The organism is Mesorhizobium sp. B2-4-6, from assembly GCF_006442775.1.
Taxonomy (GTDB): Bacteria; Pseudomonadota; Alphaproteobacteria; order Rhizobiales; family Rhizobiaceae; genus Mesorhizobium.
The window spans coordinates 18134-41892 of the sequence record NZ_VFVI01000022.1; the positions used below are offsets into that span (position 1 = coordinate 18134).

At 64.7% G+C, this 23759-nt stretch carries 21 protein-coding genes; 19 read left to right on the top strand and 2 right to left on the bottom strand.

Annotated elements, in window-relative coordinates; translation table 11 throughout:
- Positions 1-140 precede the first annotated feature (140 nt).
- Positions 141-1496: a glutamine synthetase family protein gene (locus FJ957_RS30650; protein ID WP_140837069.1), complete on the top strand. Its 1356-nt coding sequence runs from the start codon at positions 141-143 to the stop codon at positions 1494-1496.
- Between the two features lie 89 nt (positions 1497-1585).
- Here the strand turns inward: FJ957_RS30650 and FJ957_RS30655 are convergent, their stop codons facing one another.
- Both FJ957_RS30655 and FJ957_RS30660 read right to left on the bottom strand, forming a co-directional pair.
- Entirely contained in the window at positions 1586-2803 is a 1218-nt protein-coding gene (locus FJ957_RS30655; protein ID WP_140837071.1) for an FAD-dependent oxidoreductase, read from the bottom strand.
- Between the two features lie 8 nt (positions 2804-2811).
- On the bottom strand, positions 2812-3576 hold the full coding sequence (locus FJ957_RS30660; RefSeq protein ID WP_140837073.1) for an aldolase/citrate lyase family protein: 765 nt from the start codon (positions 3574-3576) through the stop codon (positions 2812-2814).
- A gap of 110 nt (positions 3577-3686) precedes the next feature.
- Between FJ957_RS30660 and FJ957_RS30665 the strand changes: the two genes are divergently transcribed.
- The 18 genes from FJ957_RS30665 (at position 3687) to FJ957_RS30750 (ending at position 23509) form a co-directional block, all read left to right on the top strand.
- A complete protein-coding gene (locus FJ957_RS30665) occupies positions 3687-4577 on the top strand; it encodes a 2-hydroxy-3-oxopropionate reductase (protein ID WP_140837075.1) in 891 nt (296 codons plus the stop codon).
- Between the two features lie 2 nt (positions 4578-4579).
- Positions 4580-5392, top strand: coding sequence for a shikimate dehydrogenase (locus tag FJ957_RS30670; protein ID WP_140837077.1), 813 nt, complete (start codon positions 4580-4582; stop codon positions 5390-5392).
- Positions 5385-6191: an SDR family oxidoreductase gene (locus FJ957_RS30675; RefSeq protein WP_140837079.1), complete on the top strand. Its 807-nt coding sequence runs from the start codon at positions 5385-5387 to the stop codon at positions 6189-6191. The genes FJ957_RS30670 and FJ957_RS30675 overlap by 8 nt, the downstream gene beginning before the upstream one ends.
- 10 nt (positions 6192-6201) lie before the next feature.
- Positions 6202-6549: a RidA family protein gene (locus FJ957_RS30680; protein ID WP_140837082.1), complete on the top strand. Its 348-nt coding sequence runs from the start codon at positions 6202-6204 to the stop codon at positions 6547-6549.
- Between the two features lie 151 nt (positions 6550-6700).
- The gene (locus FJ957_RS30685; RefSeq protein WP_140837084.1) at positions 6701-7489 is read left to right on the top strand and encodes a FadR/GntR family transcriptional regulator; all 789 of its coding nucleotides are present in this window, start codon (positions 6701-6703) and stop codon (positions 7487-7489) included.
- A 294-nt stretch (positions 7490-7783) separates the two neighbouring features.
- Positions 7784-8494, top strand: a complete 711-nt coding sequence (locus tag FJ957_RS30690; RefSeq protein ID WP_140837090.1) for an SDR family oxidoreductase — start codon at positions 7784-7786, stop codon at positions 8492-8494.
- Between the two features lie 11 nt (positions 8495-8505).
- A complete protein-coding gene (locus FJ957_RS30695) occupies positions 8506-9255 on the top strand; it encodes an SDR family oxidoreductase (protein ID WP_140837096.1) in 750 nt (249 codons plus the stop codon).
- Between the two features lie 78 nt (positions 9256-9333).
- A complete protein-coding gene (locus tag FJ957_RS30700; protein WP_140837102.1) occupies positions 9334-10281 on the top strand; it encodes a LysR substrate-binding domain-containing protein in 948 nt (315 codons plus the stop codon).
- A gap of 88 nt (positions 10282-10369) precedes the next feature.
- Entirely contained in the window at positions 10370-11404 is a 1035-nt protein-coding gene (locus FJ957_RS30705) for an amino acid ABC transporter substrate-binding protein (RefSeq protein ID WP_140837114.1), read from the top strand.
- 102 nt (positions 11405-11506) lie between these two features.
- Entirely contained in the window at positions 11507-12670 is a 1164-nt protein-coding gene (locus FJ957_RS30710; protein WP_140837121.1) for an ABC transporter permease subunit, read from the top strand.
- A gap of 3 nt (positions 12671-12673) precedes the next feature.
- Positions 12674-13753, top strand: coding sequence for an amino acid ABC transporter permease (locus tag FJ957_RS30715; protein ID WP_140837127.1), 1080 nt, complete (start codon positions 12674-12676; stop codon positions 13751-13753).
- A gap of 13 nt (positions 13754-13766) precedes the next feature.
- Positions 13767-14522: an amino acid ABC transporter ATP-binding protein gene (locus FJ957_RS30720; RefSeq protein ID WP_140837134.1), complete on the top strand. Its 756-nt coding sequence runs from the start codon at positions 13767-13769 to the stop codon at positions 14520-14522.
- Between the two features lie 53 nt (positions 14523-14575).
- On the top strand, positions 14576-15979 hold the full coding sequence (locus FJ957_RS30725) for an FAD-binding oxidoreductase (RefSeq protein WP_140837141.1): 1404 nt from the start codon (positions 14576-14578) through the stop codon (positions 15977-15979).
- A 120-nt stretch (positions 15980-16099) separates the two neighbouring features.
- Positions 16100-17770 carry a thiamine pyrophosphate-binding protein gene (locus FJ957_RS30730; RefSeq protein WP_140837147.1) on the top strand — a complete coding sequence of 557 codons (1671 nt, stop codon included), beginning with the start codon at positions 16100-16102 and terminating at the stop codon, positions 17768-17770.
- Complete coding sequence (locus tag FJ957_RS30735; RefSeq protein ID WP_140837149.1) at positions 17767-19863, top strand: hydantoinase/oxoprolinase family protein; 2097 nt, start codon at positions 17767-17769, stop codon at positions 19861-19863. Before FJ957_RS30730 ends, FJ957_RS30735 begins: the two co-directional genes overlap by 4 nt.
- Complete coding sequence (locus tag FJ957_RS30740) at positions 19860-21491, top strand: hydantoinase B/oxoprolinase family protein (RefSeq protein ID WP_246686014.1); 1632 nt, start codon at positions 19860-19862, stop codon at positions 21489-21491. Before FJ957_RS30735 ends, FJ957_RS30740 begins: the two co-directional genes overlap by 4 nt.
- Entirely contained in the window at positions 21491-22693 is a 1203-nt protein-coding gene (locus FJ957_RS30745; RefSeq protein WP_140837152.1) for a pyridoxal phosphate-dependent aminotransferase, read from the top strand. Before FJ957_RS30740 ends, FJ957_RS30745 begins: the two co-directional genes overlap by 1 nt.
- A 3-nt stretch (positions 22694-22696) precedes the next feature.
- Positions 22697-23509 (top strand): NAD(P)-dependent oxidoreductase, encoded by an 813-nt coding sequence (locus tag FJ957_RS30750; protein WP_140837154.1) that lies wholly within the window; start codon positions 22697-22699, stop codon positions 23507-23509.
- Positions 23510-23759 lie beyond the last annotated feature (250 nt).

The following is a 23759-nucleotide window of genomic DNA, read 5'->3' on the forward strand; positions in this document are numbered from 1 at the left end:
GCCCGATATCCCAGCTAGTGACTTGAAAAAATGAAGGAAAACAACCCGGCAGCAGCCGTGTTGACCTTCACGAACTCACAAGCTGAAAAATTGGATATCGTAGCCGACAGGGCTACAGCACCTAGAAAAGGGGCTGGAAATTGAGCGATGCGATTGCGGACGTTTTGAAGTGGCTGGACGGCAGGAAGGACATCCAGAGCCTGCGGGCGGCGGTGTGCGACCTGAACGGCATCATGCGCGGCAAGCGCATTCCGGTCGAGCAGGCGCGCAAGGCGCTGGAAGGCAAGCTGCGCATGCCTTATTCGGCCATCGGGCTCGACATATGGGGCGAGGACATCGAAGGCAACGCCCAGGTGTTCTCGACCGGCGACGCCGATGGGCTTTGCCATTGGACGGGGCGCGGCATACTGCCCGTCAACTGGACGGCGCACCCGACGGCGCTGTTGCCGGTCTGGCTGGCGGACGACAGCGGCGCCCCCTACCTCGGCGATCCGCGCCGCGCGCTGGCACGCATTCTCGACCGCTACGCCGCGCTCCGCCTGACGCCCGTCACCGCGACCGAACTCGAATTCTACCTTGTCGACCCGACATCGCAGCGGCCTGTCGGACCGGTTTCGCCGGTAACCGGGCGGCGTCTCGATTCCGACGCGGCGCTTTCGATTGATGAGGTCGACGATTTCGAAGCCTTCATCCACGATATCTACGAAGCCTGCCGCATGCAGGACATTCCGGTCGACACCGCGATCGCCGAGAACGGCGTCGGCCAGTTCGAGATCAATCTCAACCACGTGCCCGACGCTCTGCGCGCCGCGGACGACGCCGTGCTCTTCAAGCGCACCGTCAAGGGCATTGCCCGCAAACATGGCTTCGCCGCCTGCTTCATGGCCAAGCCCTATGGCGAACGCGCCGGCAACGGCTTCCATGTCCATTTCAGCGTCCTCGACAAGGACGGCCGCAACATCTTCGACGACGGCTCGGATCAGGGCTCCGACACCATGCGCCATGCGGTTGGCGGCCTGCTTGCCGCGATGGCTCAAAGCACGCTGGTGTTCGCGCCGCATTTCAATTCCTACCGCCGGCTGCGGCCGCGTTCCTATGCGCCGACCGCCGTCGCCTGGGGTTATGAAAACCGCATGGTGGCGATACGCATTCCGGGCGGCCCGTCGGCCGCGCGCCGCATCGAGCATCGTGTCTCCGGCGCCGACGCCAATCCCTATCTGGTGCTGGCGGCGATTCTCGGCGCGGCGTTGATCGGCATCGAGCGCCAGCTCTCGCCCGGCGAGCCGACCGGCGGCGAGGGCCAGGGGCTGACACTCGCCAAGCTTCCGCCCGATTGGGCCTCGGCGATCGCCGCCTTCGAAGCCGGCCCGCGCGTTGCCGAGATCTTCCCGGATGTGCTGCGCGACGCCTTCATCGCCTGCAAGCGCCAGGAGCTGAACACTTTCGCGCTCAACGTCAGCGACTTCGAGATCGAAACCTATCTTGAAAGTGTTTGAGGTGCGTGGGTCACTGCCGCAATCCTGAACTACCGGGCCAGGCGCCTGGCCGCGCGGATTTCGCCGTTTCCGTGAAACGGTGAAACGCTCTAGATCACCGCTTCCTCGAGGAATGGTTCGTTGCGCGCGATCCTTTCGTAGCAGAATGGCGAAAGGTCCAGCGTCTGGAACGCGCCGTGGACGATCAGCTCCGACACCGCACGGCCGACCGCCGGCGACTGCTGCAGGCCGTGCCCCGAAAAGCCGTTGGCGAACATGAAGTTCTTCACTAGCGGGTGGAAGCCGACAATGCCGTTGTGGTCGAGCATGTTGTATTCGTAATGGCCGGTCCAGCTCGTCTGCACCTTCAGCGCGTCGAAGGCCGGAATGCGGTGCCAGAGCGCCGGCCAGATATGGTCGTCGAACTCCTCGAAATGCATTTCGAAGTCGTCGTAGTCGGCCGGCCCGTCGCCCTGCGGCGTGTTGCCGGTGAGGAAAAGCTCGCCCTCCGGCCGCACGAATGTGCCTGAAAGGTCGATGACATTGGGCATGCGGCCCGGGATCGCATTGGCGCTGGCAAACACGAAGCTGTAGCGCTTGTAAGGCGCGACCGGAATGGACAGCCCGGCCATGGCGGCGACCTGCTGGGCTCGCGGACCTGCCGCGTTGACCAGCGTGCCGCAAGCGACCGTCTCGTCCGTCGAGAGCCGCACCGAGACGACCCGCCCGTCAACGACGTCCAGCGCCGTCACGGCATTGTCGATATATTCGACACCGCTGCCGCGAGCGGCGCGGCGAAAACCGTTCAACATGCCCATGGAATCGAACCAGCCCTCTTCGCGAGCGCCCCACGAACCGCCGCCGAGATCGTCGACATTCAGCCACGGAAAACGTTCCTTCAAGGCGCCCGGTTCGAGGAAGACGGTATGGGCGCCGAGGCTGCGCTGCAGCTCGACCCGTTCGCGCGCCGCCTCCACACCCTCGGGCGAGCAGCAATAGAGATAGCCGTGCTCCTTGAAGCCGAGATCGGGCGCCGGCTCGTTCGTGTAGAACGGGGCCATCCGCTCCTGGAAACCACGGATGATCTCGATGCCGAACTGGCTGATCTTCACATTGATCGGATTGGAATATTGCTGGCGGATCGCGCTGGTGGAAAGCGCGGTCGAGGAGAATTCGTAGCTTGAGTCGCGCTCGACCACGAGGATCGAAGCGCCGCTGCCCAGCGCCTGGCTCAGCCAATAGGCCGTCGACGAACCGACGACCGCGCCCCCGACGATGACGATGTCATAGGCGTTGCGCGACGGTGCTTTGTAAGGGGGGATTGCCATGATTATTCCTACCGATTGAACGAGGCGACCAGGGCGTCCGAACCCCGCGCCAGCAGGCCGAGATCGGAACCGACCGCCACCATGGTGAAGCCGTCGGCGAGGTAGCGGTCCGCATCGGCCTTCACGGGAGCCAGGATGCCGCTGGCCTTGCCTGCCGAGGCGGCGGCCTTGCGCACCGACGATATCGCCTCCTGCACAGGCCCGGCGCCAGGATTTCCCATCGCGCCCATATTGGTGGAGAGGTCGCCCGGCCCGACGAACAGAACGTCCACACCGTCCACCGCAGCGATTTCGGCGGCGTTCGCCACACCGGCCCCGTCCTCGATCTGCACGGCAAGCAATTGCTGCTCGCACGCCTTGGCATGGTAGCCGGCGATGCGACCGAAAGCATTGGCGCGGTGGCCGACCGAGAAACCGCGGAAGCCACCCGGCGCATAGGTCATCGCCGCGACGATTGCGCGCGCCTGCTCGGCCGTGCGCACATTCGGGATCATCAGGCTGCGGGCGCCGACATCCAGCGCCTGTTTCATCAGATTGGGATCGTCGGATGGCAGGCGCACCACGGCTTCGCAAGGAAACGCCGCCACGACCTGCAGCTGCGCCATGATGCTGCGCAGGTCGTTCGGGCTGTGCTCGCCGTCGATCAGCAGCCAGCCCGCCCCGGAGCCCGCGACGACTTCGGTGGTGAGCGCCGAGGCCAGGGAGCACCAGATGCCGATATGAGCCCGGCCGGCCTGTGCGGCCGCCTTCAGCGAATTGATGCGCTCCTGCATGTGCGATCGGTCTCCGGTCGTGAAGAAGGTGCATTGAAATTTGTATGATGTCCTATATCATATGCCCAGCTTGAGCTGCAAGGCGCTCCGGCGCCGCGTGGGAGTTGCGTATGAAAATCGGCTTCATCGGACTTGGCGTCATGGGCGCGCCGATGGCCCGGCATCTCGCCGATGCCGGGCATGAGATCGTCACCGTCCTCAACCGCTCTCCCCTGCCGGAGGCCCTCGACGCATCGGTGGTCGCCTCTCCCGCCGAGGTGGCGCGGGCGTCCGAGTTCGTCATCACCATGCTGCCCGACACGCTCGACGTCGAGCGCGTCCTGTTCGGGCAGAACGGCGTGCTGGAAGGAATTTCGGCCGGCAAGCTGGTCATCGACATGAGCTCGATCAGTCCGATCGCCACGGCCGGCTTCGCCGCGGAGATAAGGCAGGCAGGCGCAGGCTATCTCGATGCGCCGGTCTCCGGCGGCGAGGTCGGCGCCAAGGCGGCCAGCCTCACCATCATGGTCGGCGGACCGGCCGCCGAGCTCGAGCGCGCGCTGCCGATCTTCGAGAGGCTCGGCAAGAACATCACCTTGATCGGGCAAAACAACGGCGCCGGCCAGACCTGCAAGATCGCCAACCAGATCATCGTCGCGCTCAACATCGAGGCGGTCGCCGAGGCGCTGGTCTTCGCCAGCAAGGCCGGTTGCGATCCGGCAAAGGTGCGCGGCGCGCTGATGGGCGGCTTCGCCTCGTCGCGGGTCCTGGAAGTGCATGGCGAACGCATGATCGCCCGCAGCTTCGCGCCGGGTTTTCGTATCCGGCTGCACCGGAAGGATCTCAATCTTGCGCTGGAAAGCGCCCGCGCGCTCGGCGTTGCCTTGCCGGGCACCGCAACGGCACAACAGCTGATGAATGCCTGTTCGGCCCGGGCGGGCGGCGCGGAGGCCGACCATTCTTCACTCGTTCGAGCCCTCGAAATCCTCAGTCATCACGAACTCTCAAACGGAAAGGAATAACGATGCGCGGAACCGGCAAGGCCGATGTTTTCGTCATGCTGGCCCATCCCGTGGGCCATGCGAAAAGCCCCGGCATCTTCAACGAGGTCTTCGAGCAGAAGGGGCTCGACAGCCTGATGGTGCCACTGAGCTGCCGCCCGGAGGATTTCGACACGTTCTGGGCCGGCATCACGGCGGCCGAGAACATCCGGGGCGTGATCATCTCGGTGCCGTACAAGGTTCCGGTCTTCCACAAATGCGCCGCCGCCCATGATCGTGCCGCGCGCGTGCAAAGCGCGAATTCCGTGCGCCGGCAGGCGGACGGCACCTGGTATGCCGACAATTTCGACGGCGTCGGTTTCATCGAGGGGCTGAAGGCCGGCGGACACCCTATCGCAGGCAAGCGCATCCTCCAGGTCGGCGCCGGCGGCGCGGGCGCCTCGCTCACTTACTGCCTTGCCGAAGAAGGCGCGGCGGAAATCCGTCTGGCCGACATCGACAAGGAGCGCGCGCAAAAGCTCGCTTCGCTGGTCGGCAAGGCTTTTCCCGACTGCCGCATCGACGTCGGAGAACCCGATCCGTCCGGCATGGATATGGCGATCAATGCCACGCCGTCCGGGCTGAAGGCCAGCGATCCATTGCCGATGGACGTCAGCAAGCTGACGCCGCAGATGACGGTCGTCGACATCATCATGGAGCCAGCCGAGACGGCGCTGCTCAAGGCGGCGAAGGAGATCGGCTGCCGTATCCAGCCGGGGCGCCCGATGATGGATTTCCAGGTCGAGGCCATGGCCGAATTCTTCGACATCGAGCGCAAGGATCGCCGCAATGGCTGATGCGATGACCGCCGTCGTGATCGGCGGCACGTCCGGCATAGGCCGCGCGATCGCCGAGCGCTTCGCCGGGGACAGCTATCAGGTTGTCGTCGCCGGCCGCGATGCCGTCCGAGGCAAGCAAGCCGCCGACGCCTGTCAGAGTGCCGGCGCGCCAAGCGCCCTTTTCGTGCAAACCGATGTCGCCGATCCCGCCTCGGTCGAAGGCCTGGCGCGAGACGTCGGCAATGCGTTCGGCACGCCACAGGTCGTGGTCAACTGCGCCGGTATCCTGCAAAGCGGCAAGCACGTCCTCGACCAGGATCTCGCCGAAGACGAGCGGATGTGGCGCATCAATTATCGCGGCACGCTGCTCGGCTGCCAGGTGTTCGGCCGGTTGATGTCGGCCGCCGGGCGCGGCGCGATCCTCAATGTCGGCTCGCTTGCCTCTTTTGCGCCACTGTCGCTGCCGGCCTACACGCCCGGCAAGCATGCTGTCCTGGCGCTGACGCAAATGCTGGCCGCCGAGCTCGGCCCGCATGGCGTTCGCGTTAATGCCGTGGCGCCCGGCTACACGCTGTCGGACGGGCTTAAGGCAAAGATCGAGAAGGGCGAGCGCAATCCGCAAGCCATCCAGGCTACGACTGCGCTGCGCCGCTTCGTCGAGCCGCGCGATGTCGCCGAGGCTGCCTTGTTCCTCTGCTCCGACCGCGCCGCATCGATCACCGGCGTCACGCTTCCGGTCGATGCCGGCTGGCTCGTCCAGGCGCCTTACGCGCAGTACCTGCAAGGCAACCCCATCCGGCAGACGCCGGCGATCTGAGAGAGAACAAGTGAGCGACATTCAGCGCTTCGACTTCGACACCCGCATCCATCACGGCGTCATCCACAACCGGACGCTCTACCTCACCGGCCAGGTCGCCCGGCCCGGCCAATCGGCTGCCGACCAGATGCGCGAGGTGCTCGGCAAGATCGACGCGCTGCTTGCCAAGGCAGGCACCGACAAGACGCGCATCCTCCACGTCCAGATGTGGCTGGACGACGTGCGCGATTTCGACGAGGTCAACACGGTCTGGGATGCCTGGATGCCGAAGGAGCACGCGCCGGCGCGATCCTCCGGCGAAGGTCGGATGGCCCAGCCCGGCATGCTGGTCGAACTGATCGTCACCGCGGCGGTTTGAATGGTCCTGCCGGTTCGGGCATCATCCCCGAATCTGGTCGAGCGCTTCAGCTTGTCACGGAAACGCCGAACCGCTCTATCTCTTTGTTTCTACGCAATTCCGGACGGAAAACCGCTACACACTTTTCCTGGAATTGCTCTAGGGGAGACTGATGACGAAGCGCAAGCCGCTGTCTACCGTCGTGGCGGAGAGCCTGTCCGAAAAGATCCGCTCCGGGTCGCTGCTTCCCGGCGCTCAACTGCCGACGGAGGCGGAGCTTTGCGCCGAATACGACGTCAGTCGCACCGTCGTGCGCGAGGCGGTGGCGCGGCTGCGCTCCGAGGGCATGGTTGTGCCGCAGCAGGGGCGCGGCATGTTCGTCAGCGAAACGCCCGCGCCGCGCAATTTCTCGATTCCGGAGGAGGCGCTGCGGACATTGCCGGAGACCATCGCCTTGCTTGAGCTCAGATTGAGCGTCGAAGTGGAATCCGCCGGGCTCTGCGCGGAACGGCGGACCGACAAGGAGGCAAGCGACATCCGCGCCATGATGGATGAGATCGACGCCCGGCATGCGGACCCCGCCGCCGTCCAGATCCACTACGACTATGATTTCCACCTCGCGATCGCCAAGGCTGCGCGCAATGAATTCATCCACGGCTTCTTGAGCTATCTCGGGCCGATGATCGTGCCGCGATTCCAGCTCGGCTACGTGGTCGAGCCCGCGCTCAAGGACAGCTACTACGCGCGCATCCACAGCGAGCACAAAGCGATCGTCGATGCCATCGAAAGGCAGGACGCAAGCAAGGCCCGCCAAGCGATGCGCAAGCATCTGCAGAACAGCCTGGGACGCGTGCGCGCGCTGGCGAAAGCTTCGGGCATCGAGGCCACCGAAGCAGAACAGAAAGCCGCTGCCGCCTCGCTTTTCACCGACCTGAGAAAGCCCTTGCCGACAGCCGGATAGTTTCGCCGGCTTCGATGTCGTTCGCCTCCGTCGCCGCGCGTCAAGCCAGTCGTTCGCGAAAGCCGTATTTTTTCTCGGTTTGCGGCCAATGGCCGGCTCTCGCGCGCTGAAGACGTTGTTTTCCTTGGGCTGTCTGCATTTGCCGCCGCACCGGAAGGTTGGAATATTCCGGTCGGCAGCAAGGCTTTCGAAAGCTTATCTTTCCTTTTTGCTGGTTTTCTTGGTTTCGCGGCATCGGCCCGCGCCGCACACTGAAAACTAGGCAAATGGGGAAGCCGCAATGGGGAAGCCCTAGTGACGACAGCCTTCATCACCGGAGCGACGAGCGGCATGGGACGGGCGATGGCGATCGCGCTGAGCGACGCCGGCTACGACGTCTATGCGGCCGGCCGCAGCCAGGCGGCGCTGAAAGACCTGCAGGCCGAGCGCTCGGGCATCGTCCCCATCGCCGTCGACGTCACCGATCGCGAGGCGCTGGAAGCGGTGCTGGCGGATCTCACCGTCGATGTGCTGATCAACAATGCCGGCATCATGCCGCCGCTCGGCAATTTCGCCGACATGAATATCGCCGACATCGACACCACGCTGGAGGTGAACCTCAGCGCGGCGATCCTGCTCACCCGCCTCGTCGTGCCGCAGATGCGCGAGCGGCAGTCGGGGCACATATTGTTCACCGGCTCCGTCGCGGGCCACGCCGCATTCTCCAACATTGCCGTCTATGCGGCCACCAAGGCGGCGATTTCCGGCTTTGCCGCCGCGCTGCGCGCCGACCTCTCCCCTTCCGGCGTGCGCGTCACCGAAATCGTCGCCGGCCGTGTCGAGACGCAGCTCTACCAGGACATCCTCGACGCCGAGGCGCGCGCCGCCATGTACGCCAGCAAGGTGGTGCAGCCCGATGACGTGGCCAGGATGGTCGTCGCGGTGCTCGCGCTGCCGGCATGGGCCGACGTTACCCGTTTCGACATCATGCCGACCTGGCCGACCTCGCCCAGCGGCACCAAGTAGGGAAAACTGGAATGAAGGATCTTTCCGTTCTGATCGTTGGTGGCGGCGCCGGCCTCGGCGCGCTCCTGGCCAAGATGGCTGTCGAAGCCGGGGCGGCAAAGATCGGCATCATCGACATCAACCAGCAGGCCGCGGAGAGCGCGCTCGAACCGGCGAAGGCCAGGGGCCTGCCGACCGCGGCGGCGACTGGCGACATCCAGGTCGGTCCGCAATGCCACGCCGCCTTCGACGCCATCGTCGCCAAGCTCGGGCGCGTCGACACGCTGATCAACTGCGCCGCCATCTATCCGCGTCGGCCGCTGCTCGAGATCACCGACCCCGACTGGGACGCCTCCAACGGCATCAACATCAAAGGCACCTACCATATGATGGTGGCGGCAGTCCGCCACATGCAGGCGCAAGAGCCGAAGGACCATGTGCGCGGGCGGATCGTGAACCTGACCTCCGTCGACGCTTTCAAGGCGCATCCGCAGAACGCCCACTATGCTGCGACCAAGGCAGCCGTCGTAAGCCTGACGCGGTCCTTCGCGCACTACGTCGCCAAGGACGGCATCCTGGTGAACTCCGTGGCGCCGGCCGGCATGGCTACCGAGAAGGCCAAGGCCCTCGGCTTCCTCGAGGAACTTGCCAAGGCAAGTCCGCTCGGCCGTGGCGCCGAGCCCACCGAGATCGCCGAATGGGTGCTGATGACCGGCGGCCCGAAGAACACCTACATGACCGGAGAAAACGTAATTGTTTCAGGCGGTTACATCTACGCATAGAGTCTCGGCGGCTTGGCGCCGCCGGACATGTGGCAGTGCATGATCGACGGAGCTCGAACGAAAGGAGGCGAAATTACCATGACCAGCAAGCTTCGCCTTCCTTCGCTCAATGCGCTTCGCGTCTTCCACGCCGTCGCGCAACACAAGAGCTTCCGGCAGGCGGCCGACGAGCTCTTGGTCACGCCGCAGGCGGTCGGGCAGCAGATCAAGCTGCTGGAAGACACGCTTCAAGTGACGCTGTTCGAGCGCAAGGGCCGCTCGATCGAACTGACGGAGTCGGCGATCCTTCTGTCGCACTACGTCAAGGCCGGCTTCGACGAGTTTTCCGAAGGCGTGCGCCGCGTCACCAAGTCGAACTACCGCGACCGCATCAACCTCAATGCGAGCCCATATTTCGCCACGCATTACCTGCTGCCCAGGCTTTCGCTGTTCCGCGATATGCTGCCGGGAGCGGACCTGCGCCTGACGACGATGGTCGACCTGCCCGACTTCGGCCGCGACGACATCGATATGACTGTACAGTGGGGCTATGGCAACTGGCCGGACTACGAGACCACGCTGCTGGTGCCGGATCCGAAGATCATTTGCTGCACACCGGCGATCGGCGAGAAGATCAAGTCGGCGCATGACCTGACGCGCTTCACGCTGCTCGACACCGTCAAGTCGAAGCGCCTGTGGCCGGACATATTGCGCCACCTCGGCGTGGAGCTGACCGACGGCGACCGCAGCATCAGCTTCGACGACGCGGCGACGATGCGCCGTGCGACCTTGCAAGGCATCGGCGTAGGCCTGGTCTCCGTCATCGACGCCGAGGAGGACTTCCGCTCTGGCGCGCTGGTCGCGCCGATCGGTCGCGACGCCATCGCCGACATGCGGCCGGAAGAAGTCCCCGGCTTCTACCTCATCGTTCCGCGTGGGCATCTGCGCGTGAAGGCTGTGGCCGCGCTCCATCGATGGCTGGCCCAGGAGGATTGGCGCAGCGACCTCAAGATCTCCTTGCCGAAACCGACCCCGCTTTCCGACTGACAATCGGCTTCGAGACCGAGCTCCGAAAGGCATCCTACGGGCTCCAACAACAAGAAACGGAACAACCTCAACAGTGGAGACAATCAAAATGAAAATGATCAAATGGGGGGCCGCCGCCATGGCCCTGGGCCTCATGCATCTGTCTGCGCCGGCGCAAGCCGCCGGCGGCAAGACGCTCGAAACCGTCAAGGCACGCGGCGCGCTCAACTGTACCGGCCATGACGGCTCCTATCTCGGCTTTGCCGAGGTGGACGACAAGGGCAACTGGAAGGGCATGGACATCGACCTTTGCAAGGCGGTGGCCGCGGCCGTATTCGGCGATCCGGCGAAGCTCAAGATCGTTCCGATCAGCTGGGCGCAGCGCTGGCCGTCACTCCAGTCGGGCGACGTCGACATCATCATCAAGGCCTCGGGCGGCACGCTCAGCCGCGACACCGAGCTCGGCCTGCAATTCTCCATGTCCTATTACCTCGGAACCACCAAGGTGATGGCGCACAAGGAGCTGAACCTGAAGTCGCTCAAGGACGCCAATGGCGGCACGATCTGCATTCCCGCCGGCACCTCGCAGGAGCAGCAGGTCGCCGCCTACGCCCAGAAGCTCGGCATCAAGCTCGAGCCGGTGCTGATCGAAAAGACCGAAGAGCTGGAACAAGCCTATTTCTCCGGCCGCTGCGACCTCTATGCGCAATGGGGACCGACACTCGCCATCGCCCGCATCGCCAAGAGCAAGGTCGAGGACCATGTGATCCTGCCCGACGTGCTCGCGGTCGAGCCCGAGGTGATGATCATGCGCCAGGGCGACGACAACTGGGTCGACATCGCCAACTGGACGCTGAGCACCCTGATCTTCGCCGAGCAGGAAGGCATCACCTCCAAGAATGTCGACGAGATCAAGGCCAAGCCGACCTCGCCGCAGGTGGCGAAATTCCTCGGCGTCACGCCGGGCATGGGCAAGGGTCTCGGGCTTTCCGACGACTGGGCCTACAACGTGATCAAGAAGGTCGGCAATTACGGCGAGATCTTCGATCGCGATCTAGGCAAGGACTCGCCCTACAAGATGGATCGCGAGCTGACCAACCTGTGGAACAATGGCGGCGTTCTGTTCCCGCTGGTGATCGATTGATCCCCTTGGTGACCGGCTGATCCGCGTCTGAAGTTATCCCGCTCTGGGCTCCGTCCGGCTTGCGCCGGGCGGAGCCGGCAGCAATTCGAGAAGGATAGGTCGATGGTCAGCCTGCTGAGAAATCAGAAGGTCCGCAACGCACTGTTGCAGGTTCTCTATGTCGGCGCGCTTGCGGCGCTCGTGCTCGCCGGCGTGGTCATCGCGCGGCGCAACCTTGCCGAGCAAGGGATCACCTCCGGCTTCGACTTCCTCTACAAGTCGACGGGCTGGGATGTGAACTTCTCGCTGCTGCCCGCCACGGCCAACGATCCCTATTGGTGGTTCTTCCTCATCGGCATCATCAACACGCTGTTCCTCGGCACCGTCGGGCTGATGCTGGCGACGCTGATCGGAACGATCGTCGGCCTGGCGCGGACGTCCTCGAACGAATTGGCGCGGCTGCTCGGCCGCACCTATGTCGATATTTTCCGCAACATCCCGCTGATCCTCCAGGTCTTCTTCTGGTACGCCGTCATCACGCACCTGCCGACGCCGCGCGCTGCGCATGAGGCATTCGGCATGCTGCTGACCAGCCGCGGCCTCTACTTGCCGGTCCCCAATGTCGGGGCCATCGCGTTTGCGGCGGCGATACTTGCCGTGATCGCGGCAATCGCGCTTCCCGTCTGGCTGGGCAGGACGTCGCGCCTTAGCCAACCATTCGGCGAGCGGCTCGGCATTCAACTGGCCGCGGCGGCGACGGCGCTGGCCACCGCCGCCGTCATCCTGGCGCTCGGTCGCTTGCCGGACCTGCCACTTCTCGACTTCCCCGCCTTGCAAGGCCTGAATCTTAAGGGAGGCCTGCGCATTCCGCCGGAGTTTTCCGCGCTGGCGATCGCCATCGCCATCTATGGCGGCTCCTACATCGCCGAGATCGTGCGCGGCGGCTTCAAGTCCGTCGGCAAGGGCCAGATGGAGGCGGCGCTCTCGCTGGGCTTGAGTCCTTGGCGCGTGTTCACGCTTGTGCGGTTGCCGCTGGCGCTGCGCGCCATGCTGCCAATCCTCGCCAACCAGTATGTCTGGCTGATGAAGGCGACGACGATGGGCATCGCTGTCGGCTTCACCGACTTCTTCATGATCGTGGCGCTGACCATCAACCATTCCGGCCAGACGCTGGAAACGATCGGCATCCTGATGGCAGGCTTCCTCGCCATCAACCTCAGCCTTGCCGCCATCTTCAACCGCATCAACAAAGCCATTGCCCTGAAGGGCAATCAACTGAGGGCGTGAGAGATGGAGATGGTTGTTGTCGCTCCCCCTGCCCCGGGGAAGGTCGAGGATCTTAAGCGCCGCTTCTTCGCGACGCCGCTTCAGGCGCTGCTGTCGCTGATCTCGCTGGCGATCATGGCTTTCGTCGTCTGGAAGCTGCTCAACTGGGCGGTCTTCTCGGCCGTTTTCACGACGAGCGGCGGACCCGAGGCCTGCCAGGCGGCGGCAGGCGCCTGCTGGTCGGTCATCGCGGCAAGGTGGCGCATCATCCTCTTCGGCCTCTATCCCTTCGAGGAGCAGTGGCGCTCGGCGCTGGCCTGCGTCACCGTCGTGGTGATGACGGTGCTGAGCTGCATCCCGGCCTTCTGGACGGGCCGCCGCATCGCGCTCGTCTGGGGAGCAGGCACGGCCCTCTACTACGTGCTGATGAAGGGTGGCGTGCTTGGGCTGTCCTATGTCGGCGAGGAAGCCTGGGGAGGCCTTGCGCTCACCCTCTTCATCTTCGTCACCACCTGCCTGATCGGCTTCCCGCTGGCGGTCTGCCTGGCTCTGTTGCGGCGGTCGGAGCTTCCCTGGATATCGCGTACCACCGCCCTCATCATCGATGGGGTCCGTTCGCTGCCGCTGATCTCGATCCTGTTCACTTTCGCAATCGTCCTGCCCTTCGCGCTGCCGCAATGGCTGGTTGGCGACAAGCTCTATAGGGTCATCCTCGGCTCCGCCCTGTTCTTCTCGGCCTACCAGGCCGAGATCGTCAGAGGCGGCATGCAGGGCGTGCCAGCGGGACAGGAAGAAGCCGCCATGGCGCTCGGCATGAGCTACTGGCAGCGCATCGGCCGTATCCTTCTGCCGCAGGCGATGCGCAATGCGCTGCCGGCGACGATCAACCAGTTCGTGATCTCGTTCAAGGAAACCTCGCTGGTGGTCATCGTCGGCTTCTTCGAGATCCTGGCCTCCGGCAACGCCGCCTACGGCACCGGCGAATGGCGCTTCGCCTATGTCGAGGTTTACGCCTTCATCGCCTTCATCTACTTCGTCTTCGTCTTCAGCCTGTCCCGCTACGGCGCCTTCCTCGAGCGCCGCATGTCGGTCGGCGAACGGTGAGGAGGCGGTAGACATGAATCCGGGCAAAGCTTCCGGACCGGCGGTCCGCATCGAGAACCTCGACAAACACTACGGGACATTCCATGCGCTGCGGAAGGTGAACCTGTCCGTCGGGCGGGGCGAAAGGATCGTCGTCTGCGGTCCTTCCGGCTCCGGCAAGTCCACCATGATCCGCTGCATCAACCGGCTCGAGGAGCACGATGGCGGCCGCATCACCGTGCTCGGCACCGAGCTCAACGACGATGTCGCCAACATCGACGGGATCAGGCGCGAAGTCGGCATGGTGTTCCAGCACTTCAACCTGTTCCCGCATATGACGGTGCTGGAGAACTGCATGATCGCGCCAATGATCGTGCGCAAGCTGCCGCGCGCGGAAGCGGAGACAACTGCCCGGCGCTATCTTGAGAAGGTCCGCATCCCCGAGCAGGCGATGAAGTTTCCCGGCCAGCTCTCCGGCGGCCAGCAGCAGCGTGTGGCGATTGCGCGGGCGCTTTGCATGCAGCCGCAGATCATGCTTTTCGACGAGCCGACCTCGGCGCTCGATCCGGAAATGATATCGGAGGTCCTGGATGTGATGGTGACGCTCGCCTCCGACGGAATGACGATGATCTGCGTCACGCATGAGATGGGCTTTGCGCGGCGAGTCGCCGACCGGGTGGTCTTCATGGACGGCGGAGAGATTGTCGAAGAGGCGCCGCCGGAGGAGTTCTTCACCTCTTGCCGGAACGATCGCACGCGACAATTCCTGTCGCAGATCCTGGGTCATTGAGCCGGACCGCCTTACTGTCTATACGCGGCTCGTCCCACAGCTCAGGTACCCAGATGGCTGATCTCGTTATCGCATTGCAGGCAATCCTCGGGCCGAAAGGCTGGCTTTCCGGTGGTGATGCCGAACCCTACCACCGCGATTGGCTCAACCGCTATGGCGTAGCGCCTCTTGGGATTGCCAGGCCTGCCAGCACCGCGGAGGTGGCGGCGGTCGTAAACATATGCAGGGAAGCAGGCGTGGCGGTGATTCCGCAAGGCGGGAACACCGGCCTGTGCGGCGGCGCCGTCGCCGATCGGCCGAACGCGGTGATCGTCTCGCTTTCACGCATGACGGCGATCGGCGAACCGGACCTGGAGAGCGGATCGATCATCGTCGACGCGGGCGTGGTGCTTGCCGCGCTGCATGAGGCGCTGGAACCGCAGGGCCTGATGTTTCCGATGCATCTCGGGGCCGAAGGCAGCGCCAGGATCGGCGGCCTGATCGGCACCAATGCCGGCGGCAGCCAGGCGTTTCGCTTCGGCATGATGCAGGATCTGGTGCTCGGCCTCGAGGTCGTGATGCCGGACGGCACGGTGTGGGACGGTCTTCGCGCCGTGCAGAAGGACAATGCCGGCTACCAGCTTCGCAAGCTGTTCTGCGGTTCGGAAGGCACGCTCGGCATCGTGACGCGCGCGGTGTTGAGGCTCTATCCGACGCCAAAACAGCAGGCGAGCGCACTCTTGGTGATGTCTGATTTCGCCACCGCCGTGTCCTTCGGCGCCTTCCTGCGCGGCGAGGCTGGAGAATTCCTGGCCGGCCTCGAGTTCTTTTCGGATGTCGGCCTGACGCTCGCGCTCAGGCATCTGCCGGATCTTGCCTATCAGCTGGAGACGAGGGGCGACGTCTATCTGCTCGTCGAAGTGGCGTCGGGCTCGACGCGCGTCCCCCTCGACGATATCCTGGCTTCGGCGCTGGAATCGGGCATGGAGCAAGGCCTGGTCGTTGATGGCGCGCTGGCCAATTCAGGCGCGCAACGGGCGCAGTTCTGGCGCTTGCGCGAGGAGCAGCCGGAGGGCCAGCGGCTGGAGGGCGAGCAGCTCAAGCATGACATCTCCGTGCCGCCGGGCGCGATCGCGCGCTTCATCGAGGCCGGCGCGAAACTATGCCACGACATTCTTCCCGACGTGCGGATCAACCCGTTCGGCCATCTCGGCGACGGCAACATCCACTACAATCTGTCGCCGCCGGAAGGCCGCGCCGATTTCGACGGCAAGGCTGGTGCATTCGCCGAGGCGCTGGCTGCCTTAGCCACCGACATGGGCGGCAGCTTTGCCGCCGAGCATGGGCTCGGCCGCGCCAAGATCGCCATGGCCGACCGTAACCGCGGCTCCACCGAGCGTAGCCTCATGGCGCGGCTCAAACGCGCATTCGATCCGCAGGCTACGATGAACCCCGGTGTTCTGGTGCGGATTCCATAGCAAAGAAAAACTTTCGTATGGATCGCATTTCTTGATTTCGCGCCGGCCCGCCGCGGTGCAGGTATAGCCGCAAGGGCAGGCCCAGTCCGCTTGCCGCCAGCTTTAAGAGGATGTCGAAGCATGGTCCGCAATGGCGGTCGCCTTCTTGTCGAGTGCCTCATTGCCTTGGGTGCCGCCAAGAGCTTTGGCGTTCCCGGCGAGAGCTATCTGGCCGTCCTCGACGCGCTGCACGATACCCATGGCAAGCTCGACTACGTGCTTTGCCGCAACGAAGGCGGCGCGGCCTTCATGGCTTCCGCCTATGGCAAGCTGACGGGCACACCGGGCATCTGCTTCGTGACGCGTGGCCCGGGCGTGACCAATGCCAGCATCGGCGTCCACACCGCCATGCAGGACTCCTCGCCCATGATCCTGTTCGTCGGCCAGGTCGGCACCGACATGAAAGGCCGCGAAGCCTTCCAGGAGATCGATTACCGGGCGGTCTATGGGACCGTCGCAAAATGGGCGGTCGAGATCGACGACGTTGCGCGACTTCCCGAGATCGTAGCGCGCGCCTGGACCACCGCCTTGACCGGCCGGCCCGGCCCCGTCGTCGTCGCGCTGCCCGAAGACATGCTGACAACCATGACCGAGGCCGCGCCGCTCAGCGGCCCTGCTTCGATTTTCGAAGCCGCTCCGTCGCGGGATGCCGTCGCGGCGGCGCTTGAGATGCTGGCTGCGGCAGAGAAGCCGGTGCTGCTCATGGGTGGCGCCAACTGGACGACCGATGGACGCGCCGCGCTCCAGGCCTTCGCCGAGGCTTCAGACATCCCTGTGGTTACCGCCTTTCGCTACCAGGACCAGTTCGACAACCATTCACCGGTGTTCGTCGGCGAAGCCGGCGTCGGCATGGTGGCGCATGTCAAGACGCTGATCCGCGATGCGGACGTGATTCTGGCGGTCAATGTCCGCTTCGGCGAGATGACGACGGACGGCTACACGCTGCTCGACGTTCCAGTGCCGCGCCAGAAGCTGATCCATGCGCACGGCTCCGACCGCGAGATCGGCAAGATCTATGTGCCCGCGATCGGTATCCACGCCGGCCCGAATGCTTTCGCCAAGGCCCTGTCCCCGGTGAAGGGTGGCTGGGCCGGCTGGCGGGCGGCGGCGCGCAAGGCCTATGAAGGCGCCTTCGCGGCACCCGTACAGCCCGGCCCGGTCGACATGGTCGCGGTCAGCGCCTGGCTGCGCGAGACCTTGCCGGCCGACGTCATCCTCACCAACGGCGCCGGCAATTTCACCGTATGGCCGAACAAGTTCTTCAAGTTCGGACCGCAGGCGCGGCTGCTCGCGCCGCAATCCGGCGCCATGGGCTACGGCCTGCCGGCGGCAATCGCCGCGAAGGTCGCCTATCCGGACCGCACTGTCGTCTGCTTTGCCGGCGACGGCGACTTTCAGATGAATTGCCAGGAGCTCGGCACCGCCATGCAGGCCGGCGCGCAGCCGATCGTGCTCATCATCAACAACGGCATTTACGGTACGATCCGCGCGCATCAGGAACGCAACTATCCGGCCCGCGTCTCCGGCACCTCGCTGGAAAACCCGGACTTCGTGGCGCTGGCCAAGGCCTATGGTTTTCACGCTGAGCGCATCGAATCGACCGGGGATTTCGCCGCCGCCTTCGACCGGGCGCTCGCCTCGACAACGGGCGCGGTCCTCGACATGGCCATCTCGCCCGAAGCGCTCACGCCCCGGCAAACCCTTTCCCAGATGCGCGGCGCCGCGCTCGCTTCGCAGAAGGCCAAGGCATGACCTCCAGATCAGACGACATCCGTCTCGGCGCGGACATCGGCGGCACCTTCACCGACATCGCGCTCGATGTCAGGGGAACGATGTTTTCGACCAAGGTGCTGACCAATTATGCGGCGCCCGAGCAGGCGATCCTCGACGGTATCGACGTGGTGATCCGCGATGCCGGCATTTCGCCGGCCGAGATCGGCATCATCATCCATGGCACGACGCTCGCCACCAACGCGCTGATCGAGCGGCGCGGCGCCCGGACCGCGCTGATCACGACGCAAGGCTTCCGCGACGTGATCGAGATGCGGACGGAGAACCGCTTCGAGCAGTATGATTTGAACCTGCAACTGCCGACGCCGCTGATCCCGCGCGAGGACCGTTTCACGGTCGGGGGCCGCATCGGCGCCGAGGGGCAGGAACTGCAGCCGCTCGACGAAGCCGCGCTCGAGGAGATCGCCGATCGGATCGCTGCCGGCAATTTCGGTTCGGTGGCGATCGGCTTCATCCATGCCTACGCCAACCCCGACCACGAGCGTCGCGCCCGCGAGATCCTCTCCAGGAAGCTCACCATCCCGATTTCGATCAGCGCCGAGGTCTCGCCCCAGATGCGCGAGTTCGAGCGCTTCAACACGGTCTGCGCCAACGCCTATGTGCGGCCGCAGATGGCCGACTATCTCGCCCGCCTGCAGACGCGCCTGAAGGACATGGGTGCCGACTGCCCGGTCTTCATGATCCATTCGGGCGGCGGCCTGATCTCGGTCGAAACCGCTTCGGAATTTCCTGTTCGCCTGGTCGAATCCGGCCCTGCGGGAGGCGCCATTTTCGCCGCCGACATCGCCCGGCGCTTTGGGCTCGAAAAGGTCGTCTCCTATGACATGGGCGGCACCACCGCCAAGATCTGCCTGATCGAGGATTTTGCGCCGCGCACGGCGCGGACCTTCGAGGTAGCGCGCACCTATCGCTTCTCGAAAGGCTCGGGCATGCCGATCTCCATCCCGGTGATCGAGATGATCGAGATCGGCGCCGGCGGCGGCTCGATCGCCTGGGTCGACGCCATGGGCCGCATCCAGACCGGACCGGAAAGTGCCGGCTCGGAACCCGGCCCTGCCTGCTACGGCCGCGGCGGCAAACGTCCGGCGATCACCGACGCCGACCTCGTGCTCGGCAAGCTTGATCCCGACAATTTTGCCGGCGGCGCGATCAAGCTCGACACCGCCGCGTCCGAACAGGCGATCCTGCGCGATGTCGGCGAGCGCCTGTCGCTGAATGCCATGGCGACCGCCTTCGGCATCTGCGAGGTGGTGGACGAGAACATGGCGAATGCCGCCCGCGTCCACGCCGTCGAAAACGGCAAGAACATATCCGACAATCTGATGATCGCCTTTGGTGGCGCAGCACCCCTCCACGCCGCGAGGCTCTGCGAAAAGCTCGGCATCGACCAATGCATCGTGCCGCGCGGCGCCGGCGTCGGGTCGGCGATCGGCTTCCTCAAGGCGCCGTTCGGCTACGAAGCCTTGGCGTCGAAGCTGACGCGCCTGTCGCGCTTCAAGCCGGCCGAAGTCAACGCACTCCTCGCCGACCTCAAAGCCTCCGCCGAGGGTTTCGTGCGCACCGGCGCCAGCGGAAAAATCGTCTGCGAAATCACCGCCTTCATGCGCTATGCCGGCCAGGGCTGGGAAATCCCCGTGCCGCTGGCGGACGAACCGTTCGGCGACGATGCCGTGGCAAAGCTCAAGGAGCTGTTCGAGCAGAACTACCAGCGCTTCTTCGGCCGCGCCATCGAAGGCCTCGACGGTTTGGAGATCGAGATCGTCACCTGGTCGGTCAAGGCGACGGACGTTCGGCCCCCAGGCGCAAGACATGAGCTCATCATCGGCAAGAAGACCAGCGAGCCGACAACGGCGCGCGCGGTGTTCGATCCGGTCGGCGGCGCGCCGCGCAGCTATGGCATTGTCGAGCGTGACACGCTCTGCGCCGGCGACCGCGTGGTCGGGCCCGCAGTCATCGTGGAGCGCGAGACGTCCACCGTCGTCACCACCAGCTTCGACGCCGTCATCCAGAGCGAAGGCGCGATACTCCTGATCCGCAAAGGCAGCCAGGCATGAGCGACCCAGGCATGAACAGCATTGGCGAAATCCGCATGCAGGTCATGTGGAACCGGTTGATCTCGGTGGTCGAGGAGCAGGCGCTCACTTTGCTGCGCACCGCCTTCTCGACCTCCGTGCGCGAATCCGGCGACCTGTCGGCCGGCGTGTTCGATCCGCGCGGCCAGATGCTGGCGCAGGCGGTGACCGGCACGCCGGGCCACGTCAACACCATGGCCGAGGCGGTGCTGCATTTCATGCACGCAATCCCGCGCGAGGAGATGTTCGAAGGCGACACCTATGTCACCAACGACCCTTGGCTCGGCACCGGCCACCTGCACGACATCACCATGGTGTCGCCGTCCTTCCTCAACGGCGAGCTCGTGGCCTTCTTCGCCTGCACCGCGCATGTCGTCGATGTCGGCGGCCGCGGCTTCGGCGCCGACGGCAAGTCGGTCTATGAGGAAGGCATCCAGATCCCGATCATGAAGTTCGCGGAAAAGGGCAAGGTCAACCTCGATCTCGTCCGCATCCTGCGCGCCAATGTCCGCGAGCCCAACCAGGTCGTCGGCGATTTCTATTCCTTGGCCGCCTGCAACGAGGTCGGCCACCGGCGCCTTGTCGACATGATGAGGGAGATCGGCTTGGCCTCGCTCGGCGGACTCGGCGACTTCATCTTCTCGCGCACCCGCGACGCAATGCTCGAGCGCATCGAGGCGCTGCCGAAGGGAAGCTGGTCGAACGAGCTGGTGACCGACGGCTATGACGAGCCGGTCAAGCTCGCAGCCACGGTCTCGGTCCGCGACGACCATGTCGAAGTCGATTTCACCGGCACCGATCCGATGAGCCGCTGGGGCATCAACTGCCCGATCATCTACAGCAAGGCCTATGCCTGCTATGCGCTGAAATGCATGGTGGCGCCCGACATTCCCAACAATGCCGCCTCGCTCGCCTTTTTCACCGTATCCTCACCAGTCAACATCCTGAACGCGGTGCGGCCGGCGCCGGTGGCGCTCAGGCATATTTTCGGCCACATGGTTCCCGATCTGGTGCTCGGCGCCTTCTCCAAGGCGTTGCCCGGAAAAATCCTCGCAGAAGGCGCCGGGGCGCTCTGGAACATCCATATTTCGGCCCGCCCCGTTGCCGGCGCATCCGGCCGACGCGCCGAGGTGCTGATGTTCAACTCCGGCGGCATGGGCGCCCGCCCCGAGCTCGACGGCCTGTCGGCAACGGCCTTTCCGTCCGGCGTGCACACCATGCCGATCGAGGCGACCGAGCATACCGGGCCGATCGTCATCTGGTGCAAGGAGCTGCGGCCCAACTCCGGCGGCGACGGCGAATTCCGCGGCGGCCTTGGACAGGTCATCGAGATCGCCGCGACCGACGGCCATGAATTCGACTTCTCTGCCATGTTCGACCGCGTCAATCATCCGGCCCACGGCCGCGACGGCGGCAAGCCGGGCGTCGCCGGCGTGGTCAAGCTCGACGATGGCACAAAGATGCGCCCGAAAGGCTGGCAGCATGTGCCGGCAGGGCGCAGGCTGATCCTCGAACTGCCGGGTGGCGGCGGCTATGGCGATCCGGCCAAACGCAACGCGGCCTCGCGAGCCAATGACCGGTCCAAGGGTTACATTACGGAGAACGACTGATGAGCTATGTTGCCTCGCGCCTGTCGGCGGTGAAGCCCTCGGCTTCGATGGCGGCTTCGCAGGCTGCCAAGGCGCTGCGCGCCAAGGGCGTCGACGTCATCGATCTCGGCCTGGGCGAGCCCGACTTTCCGACGCCGCATCATATAATCGATGCCGCTCATTTGGCCGCGAAGGCTGGGCAGACGCTCTACACGGCAGCTGCCGGCACGGTCCAAGTGCGCGAAGCCATAGCCGGAAAATTCCGCCGCGAGAACGGGCTGGACTACACCGCCGATGATATCGTCGTCGCCAACGGCGCCAAGCAGATCATCTTCAACGCGCTGATGGCGACGCTCGAGACCGGCGACGAGGCGATCCTGCCGGCGCCCTATTTCGTCTCCTACCCGGAAATGGTGAAGCTGCTCGGCGGCACGCCGGTCTTCGTCGAATGCCCGGAGACATCCGGCTTCCGGCTGACGCCGGCGCTCCTGGAGAAGGCGATCACGCCGAGGACGAAGTGGCTCTTCCTCAACATGCCGGGCAACCCGTCCGGCGCGGTCTACTCCGAGTCCGATCTGATGGCGCTGGGCGTGGTGCTGGCGAAGCATCCGCAGGTGCTCATCCTTTCCGACGAGATCTACGAGCACATCCTGTTCGACGGACGCGAGTTCGTTTCTTTCGGCAAGGCCTGTCCCGAGCTCAAGGAGCGCACGCTGATCGTCAACGGCGTCTCGAAATCCTATGCGATGACCGGCTGGCGCGTCGGCTATGCGGCGGGGCCCGCGCCGCTTCTCAAGGCGATGTCGACCATCCAGAGCCAATCCTGCACCTCGGTTTGCTCGATCGCTCAGGCCGCGACTGTCGCCGCGCTCAACGGCCCGCAGGACGAGGTCGCCCGCTTCCGGCAAGCGTTCGAGGCGCGCCGCGACCTGGTCGTCGACGGCATCCGGAAGATCAACGGCCTGACGCTGTCGCCGCCGGAAGGCGCTTTCTACGCCTATATCGGCTGCGCCAGCCTGATCGGCCGCAAGACGCCCAAGGGCGTCGTGCTGGAGGACGACGCGGCTGTGGCGAACTATCTTCTGAACGACGGCCGGGTGGCGTCGGTACCGGGCGTCGCCTATGGACTGTCGCCCTATTTCCGCATCTCGACCGCGACCAGCGAAGAGGTGCTGACCGAGGCGATCGCGCGGATCAACGCCGCCGTCGCGCAAGTGGAGTAAGTGATGCCGCATTACGAACGTATCCTGATCACCGGCGCCGCCGGCCGGCTCGGCTCGCAGCTGCGCAAGGGGCTGGTGCCGTTGGCCAAGACGATCCGCCTGGCGGGGCGCGAACCCTTCGGCGACCTTGCGCCGCACGAGGAGGAAGCGGTCTTCGATCTCGCCGACATGGAAGCCACGATCGCCGCGACCAAGGATTGCGACGCGATCGTCCATTTCGGCGGCGCGCCGCTCGAATGCGAATGGCAGACCATCCTCGATTCCAGCATCCGCGGCTCCTATCACATCTATGAAGGCGCGCGGAGACACGGCGTGAAGCGCGTCGTCTACGCTTCGTCGGTGCATGCCATCGGCTATCACGAGATCGAGGCGCATATCGGCGTCGACGCGCCGGTGCGCCCCGACAGCCTCTATGGGGTGTCGAAGAATTTCGTCGAAAGCCTCAGCCGGCTCTATTGGGACAAGTTCGGCATCGAAACGGTGTGCCTGCGCATCTTCTCGTCCTTCCCCGAACCCGCCGACCGGCGCATGCTGTGGTCATATCTCTCTTTCGCCGACTGCGTGCGCCTAGTCGAAGCGTCGCTGACCGCGCCGCGCGTCGGCCACACGATCTCCTTCGGCATTTCCAACAACAAGCTGAAGATGGTCGACAACAGCGGCGCGGACCACCTTGGGTTCATCCCGCAGGACAGCGCCGAGTCATTTCGCGCCGCGGTCGAGGCCAAAACCCCTGTTCCCGATCCGAACAAGCCGTCGGTGAAATATCTCGGCGGCTGGTTCTGCGAGCTTGGCCATCCCGACGACAAGCCCACCTGACGATCCCGTCCGCCAGGAACTGCGCCACGAAAGCAAAACGCCGGCAACTCGTTGAGTTGCCGGCGTTTTTCAATCGAAGCTGGTTGCAGGGCCAGGATTTGGCTTCTCTGTTCCGCCGCGTCGGCTTTACCGTCTTGCAGGCCCCTGGCGAGAGAGTGTGGCTTTTTGTGTTGGTTTTGCGTTTGGTTGCGGGGACAGGATTTGAACCTGTGACCTTCAGGTTATGAGCCTGACGAGCTACCGGGCTGCT